Genomic DNA, 20,871 nt, shown 5'->3' on the forward strand with positions numbered 1-20,871 from the left:
GCTATTTCACCGTGCTGTCGAAGAGTTTCACGCCGGCAGCACGAGTGACTTTCATTAGCGTTGTCAGCGTTGGGTTGCCGTTATCAGACAAGGTTCGATATAGCTGCTGACGCGACAGGCCAGCTTTGGCAGAGATTTCACCGATGCCGCCACGGGCTTCGATAACCTGACGAAGGGCAATAAGATAAGCAGGGATCCCATGATCTTCATAGATCTCTTCCAGTGCTATCTGGAGGTAACGCTGGGCGTAGGAAGGATTTTCTCGTAGCATTTTCACCACAGCATCATGGTGGCTAACGGAACTCGCATATTTTTGTTTAGTGGCGCTCATCCGATTGTCCTTTTGATTGATGATCTTTCCAGTAGTCTATTGCCAGTTTGATATCCGCTTTCTGGCTCTTTTTGTCACCACCGATCAGTAACAATAAAACCTGCCGATTCTCTACAGCAAAATAGATCCTATAGCCGGGACCACTGTCGACTCGCATCTCCCAGACACCTTCCCTGAGGTACTTGTAATCGCCAAAATTACGTTTTATCGCGCGGTTGATCCGCACCAGGATCCGGAAAGCAACATCCGGATCCCTTCGGTTCATTTTTTCTATCCATTCATCAAACGGCACCTTCCCGTCACGGGCCTGATAGCGTTCAACAACGTAGTCCCTGTCCATTATTCTATCCCTGAAAATTCCCTTTGTCTTTTATAAAAGACAAAAATCTACACGATAATCAGCTCCAGCTTCTCTCGCAGCTCCCCTTCCAGCGGCAGCGCTTTCTGCGTTTTCAGATCGATACAGACAAAGGTAATCAGCGCATCGGCCACTACCTGTCCTTCGGGATCCAGCGTCACTACCTGGCTTAACACCCCGCTTTTACCGTTTAGCTGCTGAACCTGACTGGTGACGGTTAGCACATCACCCAGTACGGCCGGGCGTCGGTAGTTGATGTTGATGTTGACGACCACGAACGCGATGTTGTGTGCGGTCAGCCACTGAAAGCTCTCGCTGTTTTCCAGCCCGTCCCAGCGCGCCTCTTCAAGGAACTCAAGATAGCGGGCGTTGTTAACGTGCTGGTAAACGTCGAGGTGAAAACCGCGTACTTTGATTTTTGTCTGCATAGCGCAATAGCCTTTACTGTTATTGTAGGATGAGAGGTCACAACTGGTATGACCTCTTTATCCTGGCAAATTTTTGCCGCAGTGCAAGAAATTGCGTAATTACAGCGTCAGGTGTGAGAGGTTGCGCTCAACTAGCGCGCCGCCCATTCCCGGCACCTGCTTGAGATCGTCCACCGTTTTGAAAGGACCGTACTCTTCGCGGTAGCTCACAATGGCCTGGGCCTTTTTAAGCCCCACTCCGTTCATCGCACGCGCGAGATCTTCTGCCGATGCCGAGTTGATGCTGACTCGCGTACCGTCATCTTCTGCGCTTTTACCCGCTTCCGTCGCTTTTGATTGCGGTGTACCCTGCGCGGTTGAATCTGATTTCGTCTGTACCGCCTGCGATTTCGCCGCGGGTGACGCCGCCAGCGCGCCTGCGCTCATCCCGGTGGTGGCAATAGCCAGCGTAATTAACAGTGCTTTGATTCCACGTTTCATGCTGTTTTCTCCTTGTTTGTTGACAGCCACGTCACAGTAGCCGCACGGGGAAACAGGCACAAACAGCGGATTTCAGAAATGGAAAAGGCCGCGAAAGCGGCCTTTAGTTTTTGCAGTGCGTTACGAAAATCTGCGAACAGACACGTAATTATTGCTGCTGAGTAATCGCATCACCCAGCTTGATTTTGGCTTCTTTACGCAGGTTGCTCATCATCGCTTCGAAGGCAATCTGGGCATTATTCTGGGTGATACCCTGCACCATTGCTTTCTTCTGCTCTTCCGGCATGGTGCCCGCTTTCACTTCGTCGAGTGCCAGCAGAACCACGTTACCCTGCATATCGGTTGCGCTACCAAAACTTGGTTTGTCCTTCGCCGGCAGGCTCAGACCAAATGCCGCCTGGCTAACAGGATCCTGACCGGTACGGCTCAGGGTTTTCGCCTCACCGAAGCTCAGCCCCGCCGCTTTCAGCGCGTCATTTTTACCCGCCTTCAGGTCGACAAGGATCTTCTCAGCATCCAGTTTTGCCTGCTGTTCCGCTTTGTTATGCTTAACCTGCGCAACAACCTGATCCTTCACGTCTGCCAGCGGTTTAACTGCCTCAGCTTTGTGTTCGCTGACGCGCAGAACGAACGCGCGGTCGCCGTCGACGGTAATGATGTCGGAGTTGCTGCCCGGCGTGCCGTTCTCTCCCACCAGCCCACCGTTGAAGATGGCATCAGAAACTGGCTTAAAGTTCAGCTCTTCCGGCAGGTTGTCATGACCAAACCAGCCTGTCTCAACCGCTTTAACACCCGCAGCCTGCTCTGCACCCGCCAGAGATTCGTTATCGTTGCTCGCGGCATCGCTCACCTTCTGCTGCAGCGCATAGAAAGCGTCCAGCGCTTTCTCTTGCTTCACTTTCGCCGCGATATCGTCACGAACGTCAGCCAGCGGCTTGGTTTTTGCAGCCTGAACATCGTCCAGACGAACCACCAGGAAGCCAACAGAAGATTTGATCACACCTGAAAGCTGGCCTTTGTCTTTCAGACCCGCACCTTTCAGTTCATCAGGCGTTGTGGCCTCTTCCAGCCAGCCCATATCACCGCCATTTTTAGCAGAGATAATGTCGGTGGATTTTGCTTTCGCTACGGTCGCGAAATCTGCACCCTTGTTCAGTTCGTCCAGCACCGCTTTTGCATCTGCTTCAGTTTTGGTCTGAATCACGCTGTAACGGTTACGCTGCGGCTGAGTGAACTGATCCTGATGCTGGTCGTAATAAGACTGAATATCCGCGTCAGAGGCGGTTTCCTGCAGCGCAGCCGCATCAAGCTTGATATAGCTTACGCGGAACTGCTCGGGGGCAACGAAGCTGTTCTTGTTTTGCTCGTAGTACGCATTGATCTCTGCGTCGCTAACCTGCTGCTTCGCCGCCAGCGCATTCACATCGATGGTTGCCTCACGCACCACGCGTTGCTGGGCCACCAGCGCAGCCAGTTCGTCGGTTTCACCTTTGAGCATGAAATCGGTACCCACAACAGCGTTAATCAGCTGCTGAGTGGTGAGCTGGTTACGCAGCGCCTGTGCGTACTGATCGGCCGTCATGCCCATCTGGTTCACAATGCTGTTGTAACGGGCGTTGTCGAACTTGCCGTTAGACTGGAATGCCGGGGTCGAGAAGATGGCTTTTTTAACCTGCTCGTCGCTGATGCCCAGGCCCAAATCCTTCGCATACTGATCGAGCAGCGCTTCGTCGATGAGGCGGTTCAGCGTCTGCTGACGCAGCGTTTTCATATAGCCTTCATTCGCCGCAAGCTCGGAGAACTGGTCACCCAGCTGCTGCTGCATGCGGTTACGTTCACCCGCGAAAGCGTTCTCGAACTGCCCACGGCTGATTTCCTGGCCGTTCACTTTAGCGGCGTAGTTAGCGCCACCGCCGATAAGGTAACTGCTCACGCCGGTCAATATGAACGACAGGATAATGAGACCGAATATAATCTTGAGCACGAGACTGTTAGCAGCCGTGCGTAAGCTGTCCATCATGGTGTAACAACACTCCGCTGTATGTGACTGGTTACCTGACGCTAACGGAAAATCCTTACCGCTGCGCGTAAAGTCGTATTGTGACAAGAAACCAGTACGATTGTCAGCCCACAACTCGCATAAACTCGAACAAATCAGGCCTGGACAAACAAAAAAGGCACATCAAACGATGCGCCCTTGTACTTTTCGGCTTCCCTTAAGCGGGAAAGCAATCAGTTTACTGCGTCTTTCAGCGCTTTACCTGCACGGAAACCCGGCACTTTAGCCGCAGCAATGGTGATCTCTTTACCGGTCTGAGGGTTGCGGCCAGTACGGGCAGCACGCTCTTTAACAGCAAAAGTACCGAAACCTACCAGTGCAACGTCGTCCCCAGCCTGCAGAGATTCAGTAACAGAAGCAATTAAAGCATCTAACGCACGTCCAGCTGCAGCTTTAGAAATATCAGCACCCGCAGCAATTTTGTCAATCAGTTGAGATTTATTCACTGTTCTCTTCCTCTCTTTATAATTTATATCGCGCCTGAATCCTTCACAACGCGACCGCGCAGCAGTTATATCAGGCCTGCCATGACCTTACAACACCCGTTGTTGATGGCTAACCCAATCAGCAATCTAAATTAGCTATACAAAAAAAGGCTGGCAAGCCCGAAATGGCTTACCAACCTTATTTTTATTGACGCTCTTTGCGCGAGGTCACTATTTTGCGGTTACAACCTGCATTCCGGAGGGTTCATTCTGCAGTGCGAGACTCAGAACTTCCTCAATACGTTTAACCGGATGGATCTGCAGATCGGCAATCACGTTGTCCGGAATCTCTTCCAGATCGCGTTTATTCTCGTAAGGGATCAATACGGTTTTGATCCCACCACGATGTGCCGCCAGCAGTTTCTCTTTCAGTCCACCGATTGGCAGTACCAGGCCACGCAGGGTGATTTCACCCGTCATCGCCACATCAGCACGTACCGGGTTACCCGTCAGGCAGGATACAAGTGCCGTACACATTGCGATACCGGCGCTTGGGCCATCTTTTGGCGTCGCCCCTTCAGGAACGTGAACGTGGATGTCGCGTTTTTCATAGAAATCCGCGTTGATGCCCAGTTTTTCCGCACGCGCACGCACTACGGTCAGCGCAGCCTGAATAGACTCCTGCATGACTTCACCCAACGAGCCGGTGTAGGTCAGCTTGCCTTTACCCGGTACGCAGGCGGTTTCGATGGTCAGCAGATCGCCGCCCACTTCCGTCCACGCCAGACCGGTCACCTGGCCAACGCGGTTCTCATTGTCCGCACGACCGTAGTCGAAGCGCTGAACGCCGAGGTACGCATGCAGGTTATCGCCGTTAATCACGATGTGCTTCAGGCTCTTATCCAGCAGCAGCTGTTTAACCGCCTTACGGCACAGCTTCGAGATTTCACGCTCAAGGCTACGCACGCCCGCTTCACGGGTGTAGTAGCGAATGATGCCGACAATCGCGCTGTCCTCTACGGTCAGCTCGCTGGCTTTAAGCGCGTTACGCTCAATCTGCTTCGGCAGCAGGTGCTGTTTAGCAATGTTCAGCTTCTCGTCTTCGGTATAGCCGGAAAGACGGATCACTTCCATACGGTCGAGCAGCGGAGCCGGAATGTTCATGGAGTTAGACGTCGCCACGAACATGACATCGCTCAGGTCGTAGTCCACTTCCAGGTAGTGATCGCTGAACGCCACGTTTTGTTCTGGATCAAGCACTTCCAGCAGCGCCGAAGCCGGATCGCCGCGCATGTCAGACGACATTTTGTCGATCTCATCCAGCAGGAACAGCGGGTTTTTAACGCCCACTTTCGCCATTTTCTGGATCAGTTTACCCGGCATGGAGCCGATGTAGGTACGGCGGTGACCGCGGATTTCCGCTTCATCGCGCACGCCACCCAGCGCCATACGGATATACTTACGTCCGGTCGCTTTAGCGATGGACTGGCCCAGAGAGGTTTTACCTACCCCCGGCGGTCCCACCAGACACAGGATTGGGCCTTTAATTTTGTTCACACGGCTTTGTACCGCGAGGTACTCAAGAATGCGGTCTTTCACGCGCTCAAGGCCGTAGTGGTCGGTGTCCAGGATCTCCTGCGCCTGACGCAGGTCTTTTTTGACCTTGCTGCGGGCGTTCCACGGAACCTGAACCATCCACTCAATGTAGCCGCGTACAACGGTCGCTTCAGCCGACATCGGAGACATCATTTTCAGCTTCTGCAGTTCTGCTTCCGCTTTCTCTTTCGCCTCTTTCGGCATCTTCGCCGCGTCGATTTTACGCTTCAGCGCTTCGTTTTCGTCCGGCGCGTCGTCCATCTCGCCCAGCTCTTTCTGAATGGCCTTCATTTGCTCATTCAGATAGTACTCACGCTGAGATTTCTCCATCTGCTTTTTCACACGGTTGCGAATACGCTTCTCAACCTGCAGCAGATCGATTTCAGACTCCATCATCGCCATCAGATATTCCAGACGTTCATTAACGTCGGACATTTCCAGCACGGACTGTTTGTCAGCCAGCTTCAGCGGCATGTGTGCAGCGATGGTGTCCGCCAGACGCGCAGGATCGTCGATGCTGTTCAGCGACGTCAGCACTTCTGGTGGGATTTTCTTGTTCAGCTTGATATAGCCTTCAAACTGGCTAATCGCGGTGCGCACCAGCACTTCCTGCTCGCGCTCATCAAGCTCAGGCGAATCAAGGTACTCTGCCTTCGCAGAGAAGTGCTCGCCATCGTCTGACAGCGTGGTAATACGCGCACGCTGTAAACCTTCTACCAGCACCTTAACGGTGCCGTCAGGCAGCTTCAGCATTTGCAAAATAGAGGCCACGGTCCCGACGGTGAAAAGATCGTTTACACCCGGCTCATCCGTTGATGCTTCTTTCTGCGCAACCAACATGATTTTTTTATCATGATCCATGGCGGCTTCGAGGCAACGGATAGATTTTTCCCGCCCTACAAATAAGGGTATGACCATGTGCGGATAAACCACCACATCGCGCAACGGCAATACGGGGATTTCAATGCGTTCAGAACGCTCAGGATTCATAGAGCTCTCTCTTAGTTTAGTGTCCGCCAGGTAAGCTGGTCATGTAACTGTGCTTCACACAACCATTAACATGTAACCAGTATATGGGGATGTTTCCCACACATTCAACGTCATGAATACGGAAAAAGCAAAGGGGAGATAAAATCCCCCCTTTTTGATTAACTGCTTGTATGATTTGGTGAATTATTCGCCAGATGCCTGCTGGGCTTCCGGTTTACCGTAAATCAGCAGTGGCTTGGTCTGACCGCTAATGACGGACTCATCGATAACCACCTTCTCGACATCTTCCATGGACGGCAAATCGTACATGGTATCGAGCAGAGCTGCTTCAACGATGGAACGCAGACCACGTGCACCGGTTTTACGGATCATTGCCTTCTTGGCAATCGCATCCAGCGCTTCGTCACGGAATTCCAGATCTACGCCTTCCAGATTGAACAACGCCTGATACTGCTTGGTCAGCGCATTTTTCGGCTCTTTCAGGATCTGAATAAGCGCGTCTTCACTCAGCTCGTTCAGCGTCGCTACAACCGGCAGACGACCAATGAACTCAGGGATCAGACCAAACTTGATCAAATCTTCTGGTTCAACCTGCGACAGCAGCTGCCCTTCGTTCGGTTTTTCAGACGAGGCTTTCACCGTTGCGCCAAAACCAATGCCGGAGCCGGTTTCAACACGGTGAGAGATCACTTTATCCAGACCGGCGAATGCACCGCCACAGATGAACAGGATCTTGGAGGTATCAACCTGCAGGAACTCCTGCTGAGGATGTTTACGACCACCCTGTGGCGGAACCGCAGCAACGGTACCTTCAATCAGCTTCAGCAGCGCCTGCTGTACACCCTCACCCGATACATCACGGGTGATGGACGGGTTGTCTGACTTACGAGAGATTTTGTCGATCTCATCGATGTAGACGATCCCGCGCTGTGCTTTCTGTACGTCGTAATCGCACTTCTGCAGCAGTTTCTGGATGATGTTTTCAACGTCTTCACCCACGTAACCGGCTTCGGTCAGGGTGGTGGCATCCGCCATGGTGAACGGAACATCCAGCAGGCGCGCCAGCGTTTCTGCCAGCAGCGTTTTACCGGAACCGGTCGGCCCGATCAGCAGGATGTTACTTTTACCCAGCTCCACACCGTTGCTGGTATCGCCGTTACGCAGACGTTTGTAGTGGTTATATACCGCCACCGCCAGCACTTTCTTCGCCTGCTCCTGACCGATGACATAGTCGTCAAGGTGATGACGAATTTCATGCGGTGTCGGCAACGCGCTACGCTCACGGTGCGGGGCAACTTCTTTAATCTCTTCGCGAATGATGTCGTTACATAAATCGACACACTCGTCGCAGATATACACGGACGGCCCGGCAATCAGTTTACGCACTTCATGCTGGCTTTTGCCGCAAAAAGAGCAGTACAGCAGTTTGCCCGAACCATCTTTGCGTTTATCTGTCATGAGTCCAAACCTCTTTTTAAGTTCTTTGTGCCGCACATGACGACGCAAATGCCATTCTCAGACGCAAGCTGCTTTCGGCAGAATGCCGCCCTACCTTAGTATAGCGGCACACTCGCGTCGCGGGCATCAATTACGATGGGTCAAAACGGAGTCGACTAAGCCGTACTCAACTGCCTCAGGTGCAGAGAGGAAGCGATCGCGTTCGGTATCGCGCTCGATCTGCTCGAGAGGTTGACCCGTATGCTGCGCCATAAGTTCATTCATGCGCGCTTTTACTTTCAGAATTTCTCGAGCGTGGATTTCGATATCCGTCGCCTGGCCCTGGTAACCACCCAGCGGCTGGTGAATCATCACGCGGGAATTTGGCAGGCAGAAACGCTTGCCTTTCGCCCCTGCGGTTAACAGGAATGCCCCCATGGATGCGGCCTGTCCCATACAAATGGTGCTAACATCCGGCTTGATGAATTGCATGGTGTCGTAAATAGACATACCAGCCGTAATCACGCCGCCTGGCGAGTTGATGTACAGATAAATGTCTTTTTCCGGGTTTTCCGCTTCCAGAAACAGCATCTGCGCCACAATCAGGTTTGCCATGTGGTCTTCCACCTGGCCGGTCAGAAAGATAACGCGTTCCTTGAGCAGACGGGAATAGATATCAAAAGAACGCTCACCACGTGAGGTCTGTTCAATAACCATTGGCACCAGAGCCATATGGGGTGCAAAGTTATCTCGTTCGCCACTGTATGACATTTCCGTCTCCTGGATCAAAATTGAAAACACCTGCTGTACTGATTGTAACCTTATGGACGGATTATCAGCCAGTCTCATTCATCGTGATTACATACTTATGGGGTTCACAGTGCCCTATTTCAAGCATAACAATCTTTTGTTGTTACGCTAACACTGAAAGGGCGTTTTAGCACTCTTCCTGGGCTATTGGTGTGATAAAAAAAACCCGTCGCCGGAAGGCAACGGGTTTTCTGTTCAAACTTTAAACCGTTGGGGCGAAATTACGCCTGCTGGTTCATCAGTTCGTTGAAAGAGGTCGCTTTTTCGGACACTTTAGCTTTCGCCAGTACCGCTTCAACAGCCTGCTCTTCCAGTGCGACGTTGCGCATGTTGTCCATCAGCTCTTTGTTCTTACCATAGAACTCAACAACTTCTGATGGGTCTTCGTACGCAGAAGCCATCTCTTCGATCAGGCCTTTAACGCGCTCTTCGTCAGCTTTCAGCTCGTGGGTACGAATCACTTCGCCCAGCAGCAGGCCAACAACAACGCGGCGTTTCGCTTGCTCTTCGAACAGCTCGCGCGGCAGTTCCATCGCTTGCTGCTGGTTGCCACCGAAACGCTGTGCAGCCTGACGGCGCAGAACGTCGATTTCGCTGTCGATCAGTGCAGCTGGAACGTCAATCTCGTTCGCTTTCACCAGACCGTCGATCGCCTGAGATTTCACACGGTTACGCACAGCACCGTTCAGCTCGCGTTCCATGTTCTTACGCACTTCGGTACGCAGGCCTGCAACAGAACCATCTTCCACGCCGAAACGTTTGATGAATTCTTCAGTCAGTTCTGGCAGTTCGCGCTCTTCAACTTTCTTCAGGTTGATAACGAACTTCGCTGCTTTCCCTTTCAGGTTTTCAGCGTGGTACTCTTCAGGGAAGGTCACGTCGATGGTGAACTCTTCGCCCGCTTTGTGGCCTTTGATACCGTCTTCGAAGCCTGGGATCATACGACCCTGGCCCATTGCCAGTACGAAGTCAGACGCTTTGCCGCCTTCGAACTCTTCGCCGTCTACAGAACCGGTGAAGTCGATGGTGACACGGTCTTCAGCGTCAACTGCGCCTTCTTTATCTTTCCAGTTCGCCTGCTGCTTGCGCAGGGTGTCCAGCATGCCGTCAACGTCTTCGTCAGTCACGGAAACAACCGGCTTTTCAACCTCGATAGATTCCAGACCTTTCAGCTCAACTTCCGGGTACACTTCGAACTCTACGGAGTAGGTGAAGTCTTCGCCCTGCTTGTATTCGCCTGGAACGTAGTTTGGCGCGCCAGCTGGATTAATTTTTTCTTTGATGATCGCATCGATAAAGTTGCGGCTCATCAGTTCACCCAGCACATCCTGACGCACGGAAGCGCCATAACGCTGAGCAACAACATTCATTGGAACTTTGCCCTTGCGGAAGCCGTCAATACGTACTTTTTTTGCTACGTTGACCAGCTCGCTTTTCACAGCAGTTTCGATGCTGTCAGCAGCGATAGTAATCGTTACACGGCGGCCAAGGCCTTGAGTGGTTTCAACTGAAACTTGCATCTTGTTACCTCAAAAAAATCACAGTGCTCGGTCAACTCTGAATCTGTCTGTGTTTACCGGGATGCTCTCTTAGTGCAGATTCACATTCCCTGTCGCCAGAATCATCCCGAAGACATTCAATAAGACGCGGCATTATAGCGGCATCACTTAGGTGAGTCGAGAACGGTTGGGGCTAGTTGCTGCGGCTTTTTTCACACTTTACGGCTATTTTTAGCCTTAAAATCGCACCATCCGCTCAAAACTCAGACAAAACAAAACGGCCCGGAGGCCGTTTCGACGAAATCTCTATGCAACATACTGGAAATACTCCGGCTGTTGCAAATCCGATTTTTCAGGCTAAGGTGCCTGCACCGCGACAGGGCGGTGATGCAACTACCGTATCCTGCAAGCCTTCCCATTCCTTAATGGTATAGGTATGCAATGCTAGCGCATGCACGGTCGTGGAGAGTTCTTCCGACAGGGTGCTGTAGATCATGCGATGTCGGTTCAGGAAACGTTCTCCCTGAAAACGATCGCTGACCAGAACCACTTTGAAGTGGCTTTCAGAACCCGCCGGCACGTTATGACGATAGCTTTCGTCGACAACTTCGAGGAAAACAGGGTCGAACGCTGCCCTTAATTTATCTTCTATCTGCTCACGTATCATCATGAAATTACTCCTCCGACAACCCCAGGATGTCACCCATCCCTTTAAATATTAGCCGCTTTTACCGTTTCCATTACATTAAGACAACAAATATTTAGCTTTCGTCTGATTTTCTCATTCAAAGGAATGAAGTTAACTGTGAGGCTCACACGTTTTGTCATTTACGGGTGGAGAAAAGGGCTAAGCGGGTCAGATTTCAGACAAGGCGATGAATTTACATGCGTTGACCACTTCCCCTGGCCGTTGGCGATGTTATGATGGCGGCAATTTTTCTCTTTATATGCTTACGATTCGTTGAGAACCTGAAAATGTTAAAAAAAATCTTCTTTCCGTTGGTAGCACTTTTCATGCTGGCAGGCTGTGCAACCCCGCCAACGACAATTGATGTTTCACCAAAAATCACCCTGCCTCAGCAGGATCCAAGCCTGATGGGCGTGACCGTTAGCATCAACGGTGCCGATCAGCGTCAGGATCAGGCGCTGGCGAAAGTCACTCGCGACAATCAGCAGGTTGTCCTGACCGCTTCCCGCGACCTGCGCTTCCTGCTGCAGGAAGTGCTGGAGAAACAGATGACCTCCCGCGGTTACATGGTTGGCCCAAGCGGCGCGGTTGATCTGCAGATCATCGTGAACAATCTGTACGCAGACGTATCCCAGGGTAACGTTCGCTACAATATCGCGACCAAAGCCGATATCGCCATCATCGCAACCGCGAAGAACGGCAATAAGATGAACAAAAACTACCGTGCGAGCTATTCGGTTGAAGGCGCATTCCAGGCGTCCAACAAAAATATCGCCGACGCGGTTAACAGCGTGCTGACTGACACTATTGCCGATATGGCACAGGACACCAGCATTCACGACTTCATCAAGCAGAACGCGCGTTAATCCCGCTGACTGACCCGGTGCATAGCCGGGTCAGTTTTATAAAACATGTCCAGTCACTACTTACGCATTTTCCAGCAACCGAAATCAGCCATTCTGCTGATCCTCGGCTTCGCCTCCGGTTTACCGCTCGCGCTCACCTCCGGCACGCTCCAGGCGTGGATGACCGTCGAGAATATCGATCTCAAAACCATCGGCTTCTTCTCGCTTGTCGGCCAGGCTTACGTCTTTAAGTTCCTGTGGTCGCCGGTGATGGACCGCTACACGCCGCCGTTCCTCGGGCGACGTCGCGGTTGGTTAGTAATAACGCAGCTTCTCTTGCTCATGGCGATCGCCGCGATGGGCTTTCTTGAACCGTCAACGCAGCTGCGCTGGATGGCCGCTCTTGCGGTGGTCATCGCCTTCTGTTCCGCTTCGCAGGATATCGTTTTCGACGCCTGGAAGACGGACGTTCTGCCCGCTGACGAGCGCGGTGCCGGGGCGGCCATTAGCGTACTCGGCTATCGTCTTGGGATGCTGGTTTCCGGCGGTCTGGCGCTCTGGCTTGCCGACCGCTATCTCGGCTGGCAGGGCATGTACTGGCTGATGGCCGCGCTGCTCATCCCCTGTATTATTGCCACCCTGCTTGCACCTGAACCAAGCGACGTGATCCCGGTTCCACGCTCGCTGGAGCAGGCCGTTGCCGAACCGCTGCGCGACTTCTTTGGCCGCAACAATGCCTGGCTCATCCTGCTGCTGATCGTCCTTTATAAGCTGGGCGATGCGTTTGCCATGAGCCTGACCACGACCTTCCTCATCCGCGGCGTCGGGTTTGATGCTGGCGAAGTGGGGGTAGTAAACAAAACGCTCGGCCTGTTTGCCACTATCGTCGGCGCCCTGTACGGCGGCGTGTTGATGCAGCGTCTGACGCTGTTCCGCGCCCTGCTGATCTTCGGCATCCTGCAGGGGGCATCGAACGCGGGGTACTGGCTGCTTTCGATCACCGATAAACATATGATCAGCATGGCGACGGCGGTGTTCTTCGAAAACCTCTGCGGCGGGATGGGAACGGCAGCCTTTGTCGCCCTGCTGATGACCCTGTGCAACAAATCATTTTCCGCCACGCAGTTTGCCCTGCTCTCGGCGCTTTCCGCCGTCGGACGCGTTTACGTTGGCCCCATTGCCGGCTGGTTTGTTGAAGCCCACGGCTGGCCAACCTTTTATCTCTTCTCGGTGGTCGCGGCCGTACCGGGGATTTTATTGCTGCTGGTCTGTCGCCAGACGCTGGAATATACCCAGCGTACAGAACACTTTATGCCGCGTACCGAATATCATCGAGCCTACCGCTTTGCCTTACGTCTGCTAATGGTGGGTTGCCTTGCGCTGGTATTATGGCTTGCGGTGCTGATCGTCAATGCGACAACCGCGCTGGCGCTCCCGCTTGAAGGCCTGTTGCTGGACATCGGCGCCCTGCTGGCTATCGTCGGGATCGTGCTTGGTGGCGTCCTTGATTATCTGGCTTTACGCAAAACGCAATTGACCTGAAGAAAAAAGCGAAAGGTTATTTCCCGTTGTAATCACGATGCGTAATTATAACGGGAGAATAAACGCCAGCTGATAAAAAAAATATTTGTTGTTTTGTGCGGGATAGCTTTCGGAAATTATAGGAGCCAATTCCAAAACGGTATTTTTCATTAAACGATTCAGCTTTTGAAAGATTGAATTTTCGTTTTTTAATTGTCTTTATATTGATAATTATTTGTTAATTTTTTGTATATTTTTAACAATGGTTATACCAATTGCCCCTTTTAGGGTATGCTTGGGGGACCATTCGTTATAAAGCCCATGCCGTGCGGCTTTTGTCTGAAAAAGCGACATAATTTGCAACACTTGTGACATGCGCGGCAGAACCCAGTAACACCTTCCTGACACAGTCCTAATGATGTTTACAGTAATGTAACCTTCCCGTAAAATGCCCCCACACTTTAAACGCCACCAGACTCCGTGGAATTGAGGTCGTTAAATGAGACTCGGGAAATACAATAAAAGTTTGGGATGGTTGTCATTATTCGCGGGCACTGTATTACTCAGTGGCTGCGATTCTGCACTACTAGACCCCAAAGGACAGATTGGACTGGAACAACGTTCACTGATTCTGACGGCATTTGGCCTGATGATGATTGTGGTTATTCCAGCCATTTTGATGGCTGTTGGTTTCGCCTGGAAGTATCGTGCGAGCAATAAAGATGCGAAGTATAGCCCTAACTGGTCACACTCCAATAAAGTGGAAGCTGTGGTCTGGACGGTACCTATTCTGATCATCCTGTTCCTTGCCGTGCTGACCTGGAAAACCACTCACGCGCTTGAGCCAAGCAAACCGCTGGTTCACGATGAGAAACCTATTACCATTGAAGTCGTCTCCATGGACTGGAAATGGTTCTTCATCTATCCGGAGCAGGGCATTGCTACCGTGAATGAAATCGCCTTCCCGGCGAACACTCCGGTTCAGTTCAAAGTGACCTCCAACTCCGTAATGAACTCCTTCTTCATCCCACGTCTGGGTAGCCAGATTTACGCGATGGCCGGTATGCAGACTAACCTGCACCTGATCGCGAATGAAGCAGGCACCTACGACGGTATCTCCGCCAGCTATAGTGGCCCGGGCTTCTCGGGTATGAAGTTCAAAGCTATCGCTACGCCAGATCGCGCCGCTTTCGACCAGTGGGTTGAAAAAGCGAAGCAGTCTACTAACACCATGTCTGACATGGCGGCGTTCGACAAAGTGGCTACACCTAGCGAATACAACAAGGTGGAGTACTTCTCTAATGTGAAACCTGATTTGTTCAAGGACGTTATTGGCAAATTTATGGATCACGGCAAGAGCATGGACATGACCCAGCCTGAAGGCGAGCACAGCGCGCACGAAGGTATGGAAGGCATGGACATGAGCCACGCGGAAACCGCTCACTAAGGGGCCGAGGAAGAAAATGTTCGGAAAATTGACACTGGATGCGGTGCCGTACCACGAACCGATTATCGTGATTACGGTGGCTGCAATTATCATCGGTGGCGCAGCCTTACTGGGCTTAATCACTTACTTCGGTAAGTGGAGCTACCTGTGGAATGAGTGGCTGACCTCGGTTGACCACAAAAAACTCGGTATCATGTACTGCATCGTCGGTATCGTCATGTTAATTCGTGGCTTTGCGGATGCGATCATGATGCGTAGCCAGCAGGCGCTCGCCTCGGCGGGTGAAGCCGGCTTCCTGCCGCCGCACCACTACGATCAGATCTTTACCGCCCACGGCGTTATCATGATCTTCTTCGTGGCGATGCCGCTGGTTATCGGCCTGATGAACGTTGTCGTTCCGCTGCAAATCGGCGCGCGCGACGTTGCGTTCCCGTTCCTGAACAACCTGAGCTTCTGGTTCACGGTTGTCGGCGTTATCCTGGTTAACCTGTCACTGGGTGTGGGCGAATTCGCACAGACCGGCTGGCTGGCATACCCGCCGCTTTCAGGAATTGAGTACAGTCCTGGCGTAGGCGTCGATTACTGGATTTGGGCGCTTCAGCTCTCCGGTGTCGGTACTACCCTGACCGGTATCAACTTCTTCGTGACCATTATCAAGATGCGTGCCCCTGGCATGACCATGTTCAAGATGCCGGTATTTACCTGGGCATCTCTGTGCGCCAACATCCTGATTATTGCTTCATTCCCAATTCTGACCGTCACCGTCGCGCTGCTGACCCTGGACCGCTACCTGGGCACCCATTTCTTCACGAATGATATGGGTGGCAACATGATGATGTACATCAACCTGATTTGGGCCTGGGGTCACCCGGAAGTGTACATCCTGGTTCTGCCGGTCTTCGGGGTGTTCTCCGAAATCGCAGCAACCTTCTCGCGTAAGCGTCTGTTTGGTTACACCTCTCTGGTGTGGGCAACCGTGTGTATTACCGTTCTGTCGTTCATCGTTTGGCTGCACCACTTCTTTACCATGGGTGCGGGCGCGAACGTAAACGCCTTCTTCGGTATCACCACCATGATTATCGCCATCCCTACCGGGGTTAAGATCTTCAACTGGCTGTTCACCATGTACCAGGGCCGTATCGTGTTCCACTCAGCGATGCTGTGGACCATCGGCTTCATCGTGACCTTCTCCGTGGGTGGGATGACCGGCGTACTGCTGGCGGTACCGGGCGCTGACTTCGTACTGCACAACAGCCTGTTCCTGATTGCGCACTTCCATAACGTTATCATCGGTGGCGTAGTCTTCGGCTGCTTCGCTGGCGTAACCTACTGGTGGCCAAAAGCGTTCGGTTTTACCCTGAACGAAAAATGGGGTAAACGCGCGTTCTGGTTCTGGATCATCGGCTTCTTCGTAGCATTTATGCCGCTGTACGTGCTGGGCTTCATGGGTATGACCCGTCGCCTGAGCCAGCAGATTGATCCGCAGTTCCACCCAATGCTGATGGTTGCAGCGGGCGGCGCAGTGCTGATTGCCTGTGGTATCGCGTCTCAGCTGATTCAGTTCTACGTGTCTATTCGCGACCGCGACCAGAACCGTGACCTGACCGGTGACCCGTGGGGTGGCCGTACGCTGGAGTGGGCGACCTCTTCTCCTCCGCCGTTCTATAACTTCGCCGTTGTGCCGCAGATCCATGAACGCGACGCATTCTGGGAAATGAAAGAAAAAGGTGAAGCGTATAAGCAACCTGCTCATTACGAAGAGATCCACATGCCGAAAAACAGCGGCGCGGGCATCGTTATTGCCGCATTCGCAACGGTATTTGGTTTCGCAATGATCTGGCACATCTGGTGGATGGCGATTGTTGGCTTTGCCGGCATCGTAATCAGCTGGATTGTGAAGAGCTTTGACGAGGACGTGGACTACTACGTACCAGTCCGTGAAGTTGAAAAGCTGGAAAATCAGCATTTCGACGAGATTTCTAAAGCGGGGCTGAAAAATGGCAACTGATACTCTGGCGCACTCAACTGCCCACGCGCATGAGCATGCGCACCACGATACGGGACCGATGAAAGTCTTCGGTTTCTGGATCTACCTGATGAGCGACTGCATTCTGTTCTGCTGTCTGTTCGCGACCTATGCCGTTCTGGTGAACGGCACGGCGGGCGGCCCGGCTGGCAAGGACATTTTTGAGCTGCCGTTCGTACTGGTAGAAACCGCACTGCTGCTGTTCAGCTCCATCACCTACGGCATGGCGGCTATCGCCATGTACAAAAACAACAAGAGCCAGGTTGTCTCCTGGCTGGCGTTGACCTGGCTGTTTGGTGCTGGCTTTATCGGGATGGAAATCTATGAATTCCATCACCTGATCATGGAAGGTTTCGGCCCGGATCGCAGTGGCTTCCTGTCCGCGTTCTTCGCGCTGGTAGGTACCCACGGTCTGCACGTAACTTCTGGTCTGATCTGGATGGCGGTACTGATGTTCCAGGTACACCGTCGCGGCCTGACCAATACTAACCGTACCCGCATCATGTGCCTGAGCCTGTTCTGGCACTTCCTGGACGTGGTATGGATCTGTGTGTTCTCTGTTGTTTATCTGATGGGGGCGATGTAATGAGTCATTCAAACGATCATGGCGCTTCCCACGGTAGCGTAAAAACCTACATGACAGGTTTCATCCTGTCGATCATCCTGACGGTGATCCCGTTCTGGATGGTGATGAACGGTTCTGCATCTAAGCCGGTTATTCTGGGCGTCATCCTGGTAACCGCTGTGATTCAGATTCTGGTGCATCTGGTTTGCTTCCTGCACATGAACACCAAGTCCGATGAAGGCTGGAATATGACGGCCTTTATCTTTACCGTGATTATCATCGCTATCCTGGTAGTCGGTTCCATCTGGATTATGTGGAACCTTAACTACAACATGATGGTTCACTAAGAGCGGCGAGTATGTTTAAGCAATACCTGCAAGTAACAAAACCAGGCATCATCTTTGGCAACCTGATCTCCGTGATTGGAGGGTTCCTGCTGGCCTCTAAGGGCAGCATCGATTACGCCCTCTTTATCTACACGCTGGTCGGTGTGTCACTGGTTGTTGCGTCCGGTTGTGTATTTAACAACTACATCGACATGGATATCGACAAGAAGATGGAAAGGACCAAAAATCGGGTGCTGGTGAAAGGCCTGATCGCCCCTTCCGTCTCGCTGGTGTACGCCACCTTGCTGGGTATTGCTGGCTTTATGCTCCTGTGGTTTGGTGCTAACCCGCTGGCCTGCTGGCTGGGGGTGATGGGGTTCGTTGTCTATGTGGGCGTCTACAGCCTGTATATGAAACGTCACTCCGTTTACGGTACGCTGATTGGTTCTCTCTCCGGCGCTGCGCCGCCGGTGATTGGCTACTGCGCCGTCACGAACGAGTTCGACAGCGGTGCGCTGATCCTGCTGGCTATCTTTAGCCTGTGGCAGATGCCGCACTCCTATGCCATCGCGATTTTCCGCTTTAAGGATTATCAGGCAGCGAACATCCCGGTTCTGCCGGTCGTGAAAGGCATTTCGGTTGCCAAGAACCACATCACGCTCTACATCATCGCCTTTGCTGTAGCAACGCTGATGCTCTCTCTGGGCGGTTACGCTGGATATAAATATCTGGTCGTGGCAGCTGCGGTGAGCGTCTGGTGGCTCGGTATGGCCCTGCGGGGGTATAAAGTGGAAGATGACAAAGTTTGGGCACGCAAGCTGTTTGTGTTCTCGATTGTCGCCATCACCTCTCTGTCCGTGATGATGTCCGTGGACTTCATGGTGCCAGATTCACACAGCCTGCTGACGTACGTCTGGTAAGCGTGCTGAATTGAAAAAGCCAGGTTAATCACCTGGCTTTTTTTTTGCCCGGCGGCGCTACGCTTGCACGGGCCTACGGGATCGGTAGGTCGGGTAAGGCATTGCCGTCACCCGCCGCGGTTTTGCACGATGGTAATATCTCTTAAACAAACACCTGTTTACCGCACTTAACGCCCCGCCTAAACTAGTGCCTGCTTTTGAACTGAGGTGGTAATGAACGATTATAAAATGACGCCAGGCGAGCTACGCGCGACCTGGGGCTTAGGGACTGTTTTCTCGCTACGGATGCTTGGCATGTTTATGGTCCTGCCTGTTCTGACCACGTACGGTATGGCACTGCAGGGCGCCAGCGAAGCGTTGATTGGCCTGGCCATTGGCATTTACGGTTTGGCCCAGGCGGTCTTCCAGATCCCCTTTGGTCTGCTTTCAGACCGCGTCGGCCGTAAACCGCTGATTGTCGGCGGACTGCTGGTGTTCGTGCTCGGCAGCATTATAGCCGCCCTCTCCCACTCCATCTGGGGCATTATTCTTGGCCGCGCCCTGCAGGGCTCCGGCGCGATTGCCGCCGCCGTGATGGCGCTGCTGTCGGACCTCACCCGCGAGCAGAACCGCACCAAGGCGATGGCCTTTATCGGCGTCAGCTTCGGCGTGACGTTCGCGATTGCGATGGTGCTCGGCCCGATCGTTACCCATAAGCTGGGCCTGCACGCCCTGTTCTGGATGATTGCGGTACTGGCGACTATCGGTATTGCGCTGACGCTTTGGGTGGTGCCCGACAGTAAAAATCACGTCCTCAACCGCGAGTCCGGGATGGTGAAAGGCTGCTTCAGCAAAGTGATTGTCGAGCCGCGCCTGCTGAAGCTGAACTTTGGCATTATGTGTCTGCATATCCTGCTGATGTCGACCTTCGTCGCCCTGCCCGGCCAGCTTGCCGCCGCGGGCTTCCCCGCCGCCGAGCACTGGAAAATCTATCTGGTGACGATGCTGATCTCATTCGTCTCCGTGGTGCCGTTTATTATCTACGCGGAAGTGAAGCGCAAAATGAAGCGCGTTTTCGTGGGCTGCGTGGCGCTCCTGCTGATTGCCGAAATCGTGCTGTGGGGTTCTGGTCCGCACTTCTGGGAACTGGTTATCGGCGTACAGATCTTCTTCCTGGCCTTTAACCTGATGGAAGCGCTGCTGCCGTCGCTCATCAGCAAGGAATCCCCTGCCGGCTACAAAGGGACGGCAATGGGCATTTACTCCACCAGCCAGTTTCTCGGCGTGGCGATTGGCGGCTCGCTCGGCGGGTGGGTGGACGGCCTGTTTGATTCGCAAACCGTGTTTCTTGCGGGGGCATTGCTGGCGATGGTCTGGCTGCTGGTCGCCAGCACCATGAAAGAGCCGCGCTACGTAAGCAGCCTGCGCGTGGAAATTCCGGATGATGTCGACATTAGCGATGCGCTGAAAGCGCGTCTGGCAGCAAAAGAGGGTGTAACTGACGTGCTGATTGTCCCGGATGAACGCAGCGCCTACGTCAAAATAGACAGTAAGGTCACCAACCGCTTCGAGGTAGAACAGGCTTTGAAAGCGTAAAAAAATGCCCGGTTGAACCGGGCATTTTTGTTTTAATCGCGGAAGTTTTTGAACTGGAAAGGCTGCCCCAGATCGCCGCCGCGAATAAGCGCCATCACGCCCTGCAGATCGTCACGAGATTTCCCGGTCACGCGGATCTCTTCGCCCTGGATTTGCGCCTGAACCTTCAGCTTGCTGTCTTTGATAAGCTTAACGATTTTCTTCTGCACCGCGCTCTCGATGCCCTGCTTCAGCTTGGCTTCAACGAACCAGGTTTTGCCGCTGTGCACGAACTCTTCCGGCACGTCCAGCGAGGTTCCTTCAATGCCGCGCTTCAGCAGCTTGGCGCGCAGAATATCGAGCAGCTGGTTAACCTGGAAGTCAGACTCGCTCAGCACCTTGATGGTCTTATTTGCGTCGTTCAGTTCAAAACTCGCCTCAACGCCGCGAAAATCGAAACGTGACTCAACTTCACGGCTTGCGTTGTCCACGCCGTTGCGAACTTCCTGGATATCAACTTCGGAAACAATATCGAAAGATGGCATCTTTTCTTCTCCTTTCATTTT

20 protein-coding genes are annotated in these 20,871 nt (G+C 52.9%); 8 read left to right on the top strand and 12 right to left on the bottom strand.

Going from position 1 to position 20,871, the window contains the following annotated elements; genetic code table 11:
* Position 1: 1 nt before the first annotated feature.
* The 11 genes from D5067_RS17615 to bolA all read right to left on the bottom strand — a co-directional run bounded on the left by D5067_RS17615 (position 2) and on the right by bolA (position 11,083).
* A complete protein-coding gene (locus D5067_RS17615) occupies positions 2-271 on the bottom strand; it encodes an addiction module antidote protein (RefSeq protein ID WP_374208617.1) in 270 nt (89 codons plus the stop codon).
* A gap of 46 nt (positions 272-317) precedes the next feature.
* Entirely contained in the window at positions 318-671 is a 354-nt protein-coding gene (locus D5067_RS17620) for a type II toxin-antitoxin system RelE/ParE family toxin (RefSeq protein ID WP_119935287.1), read from the bottom strand.
* A gap of 47 nt (positions 672-718) precedes the next feature.
* Positions 719-1,117, bottom strand: coding sequence for a YbgC/FadM family acyl-CoA thioesterase (locus D5067_RS17625; RefSeq protein WP_119935288.1), 399 nt, complete (start codon positions 1,115-1,117; stop codon positions 719-721).
* Between the two features lie 99 nt (positions 1,118-1,216).
* Positions 1,217-1,597 carry a helix-hairpin-helix domain-containing protein gene (locus D5067_RS17630; RefSeq protein WP_119935289.1) on the bottom strand — a complete coding sequence of 127 codons (381 nt, stop codon included), beginning with the start codon at positions 1,595-1,597 and terminating at the stop codon, positions 1,217-1,219.
* Between the two features lie 148 nt (positions 1,598-1,745).
* Complete coding sequence (gene ppiD / locus D5067_RS17635) at positions 1,746-3,617, bottom strand: peptidylprolyl isomerase (RefSeq protein WP_119935290.1); 1,872 nt, start codon at positions 3,615-3,617, stop codon at positions 1,746-1,748.
* Between the two features lie 212 nt (positions 3,618-3,829).
* Positions 3,830-4,102, bottom strand: a complete 273-nt coding sequence (hupB, locus tag D5067_RS17640; RefSeq protein WP_002444653.1) for a nucleoid-associated protein HU-beta — start codon at positions 4,100-4,102, stop codon at positions 3,830-3,832.
* A gap of 210 nt (positions 4,103-4,312) precedes the next feature.
* Positions 4,313-6,667: an endopeptidase La gene (gene lon / locus D5067_RS17645; RefSeq protein ID WP_119935291.1), complete on the bottom strand. Its 2,355-nt coding sequence runs from the start codon at positions 6,665-6,667 to the stop codon at positions 4,313-4,315.
* Positions 6,668-6,850: 183 nt separating this feature from the next.
* Entirely contained in the window at positions 6,851-8,125 is a 1,275-nt protein-coding gene (clpX, locus tag D5067_RS17650) for an ATP-dependent protease ATP-binding subunit ClpX (protein WP_119935292.1), read from the bottom strand.
* Between the two features lie 126 nt (positions 8,126-8,251).
* Positions 8,252-8,875 carry an ATP-dependent Clp endopeptidase proteolytic subunit ClpP gene (clpP, locus tag D5067_RS17655; protein WP_010428105.1) on the bottom strand — a complete coding sequence of 208 codons (624 nt, stop codon included), beginning with the start codon at positions 8,873-8,875 and terminating at the stop codon, positions 8,252-8,254.
* Between the two features lie 260 nt (positions 8,876-9,135).
* Positions 9,136-10,434 carry a trigger factor gene (gene tig / locus D5067_RS17660; RefSeq protein WP_119935293.1) on the bottom strand — a complete coding sequence of 433 codons (1,299 nt, stop codon included), beginning with the start codon at positions 10,432-10,434 and terminating at the stop codon, positions 9,136-9,138.
* 331 nt (positions 10,435-10,765) lie between these two features.
* Positions 10,766-11,083 (bottom strand): transcriptional regulator BolA, encoded by a 318-nt coding sequence (gene bolA / locus D5067_RS17665; RefSeq protein WP_119935294.1) that lies wholly within the window; start codon positions 11,081-11,083, stop codon positions 10,766-10,768.
* Positions 11,084-11,388: 305 nt separating this feature from the next.
* Between bolA and D5067_RS17670 the strand changes: the two genes are divergently transcribed.
* From D5067_RS17670 to D5067_RS17705, 8 genes are all read left to right on the top strand, one after another.
* The gene (locus D5067_RS17670) at positions 11,389-11,967 is read left to right on the top strand and encodes a lipoprotein (RefSeq protein WP_119935471.1); all 579 of its coding nucleotides are present in this window, start codon (positions 11,389-11,391) and stop codon (positions 11,965-11,967) included.
* 45 nt (positions 11,968-12,012) lie between these two features.
* The gene (gene ampG / locus D5067_RS17675; RefSeq protein ID WP_119935295.1) at positions 12,013-13,488 is read left to right on the top strand and encodes a muropeptide MFS transporter AmpG; all 1,476 of its coding nucleotides are present in this window, start codon (positions 12,013-12,015) and stop codon (positions 13,486-13,488) included.
* 478 nt (positions 13,489-13,966) lie between these two features.
* Positions 13,967-14,914, top strand: coding sequence for a cytochrome o ubiquinol oxidase subunit II (gene cyoA, locus D5067_RS17680; RefSeq protein ID WP_119935296.1), 948 nt, complete (start codon positions 13,967-13,969; stop codon positions 14,912-14,914).
* Between the two features lie 16 nt (positions 14,915-14,930).
* Entirely contained in the window at positions 14,931-16,922 is a 1,992-nt protein-coding gene (gene cyoB / locus D5067_RS17685) for a cytochrome o ubiquinol oxidase subunit I (protein ID WP_119935297.1), read from the top strand.
* Positions 16,912-17,526 (top strand): cytochrome o ubiquinol oxidase subunit III, encoded by a 615-nt coding sequence (locus tag D5067_RS17690; protein WP_119935298.1) that lies wholly within the window; start codon positions 16,912-16,914, stop codon positions 17,524-17,526. Before cyoB ends, D5067_RS17690 begins: the two co-directional genes overlap by 11 nt.
* A complete protein-coding gene (locus D5067_RS17695) occupies positions 17,526-17,852 on the top strand; it encodes a cytochrome o ubiquinol oxidase subunit IV (RefSeq protein WP_090279615.1) in 327 nt (108 codons plus the stop codon). The genes D5067_RS17690 and D5067_RS17695 overlap by 1 nt, the downstream gene beginning before the upstream one ends.
* Positions 17,853-17,863: 11 nt before the next feature.
* Positions 17,864-18,751, top strand: a complete 888-nt coding sequence (gene cyoE / locus D5067_RS17700) for a heme o synthase (RefSeq protein WP_119935299.1) — start codon at positions 17,864-17,866, stop codon at positions 18,749-18,751.
* 213 nt (positions 18,752-18,964) lie between these two features.
* Complete coding sequence (locus D5067_RS17705; protein WP_119935300.1) at positions 18,965-20,326, top strand: MFS transporter; 1,362 nt, start codon at positions 18,965-18,967, stop codon at positions 20,324-20,326.
* Between the two features lie 32 nt (positions 20,327-20,358).
* Here the strand turns inward: D5067_RS17705 and D5067_RS17710 are convergent, their stop codons facing one another.
* Positions 20,359-20,850, bottom strand: coding sequence for a YajQ family cyclic di-GMP-binding protein (locus D5067_RS17710; protein ID WP_119935301.1), 492 nt, complete (start codon positions 20,848-20,850; stop codon positions 20,359-20,361).
* Positions 20,851-20,871: the final 21 nt, after the last annotated feature.

Source organism: Enterobacter huaxiensis (genome assembly GCF_003594935.2).
GTDB classification, from domain to species: domain Bacteria; phylum Pseudomonadota; class Gammaproteobacteria; order Enterobacterales; family Enterobacteriaceae; genus Enterobacter; species Enterobacter huaxiensis.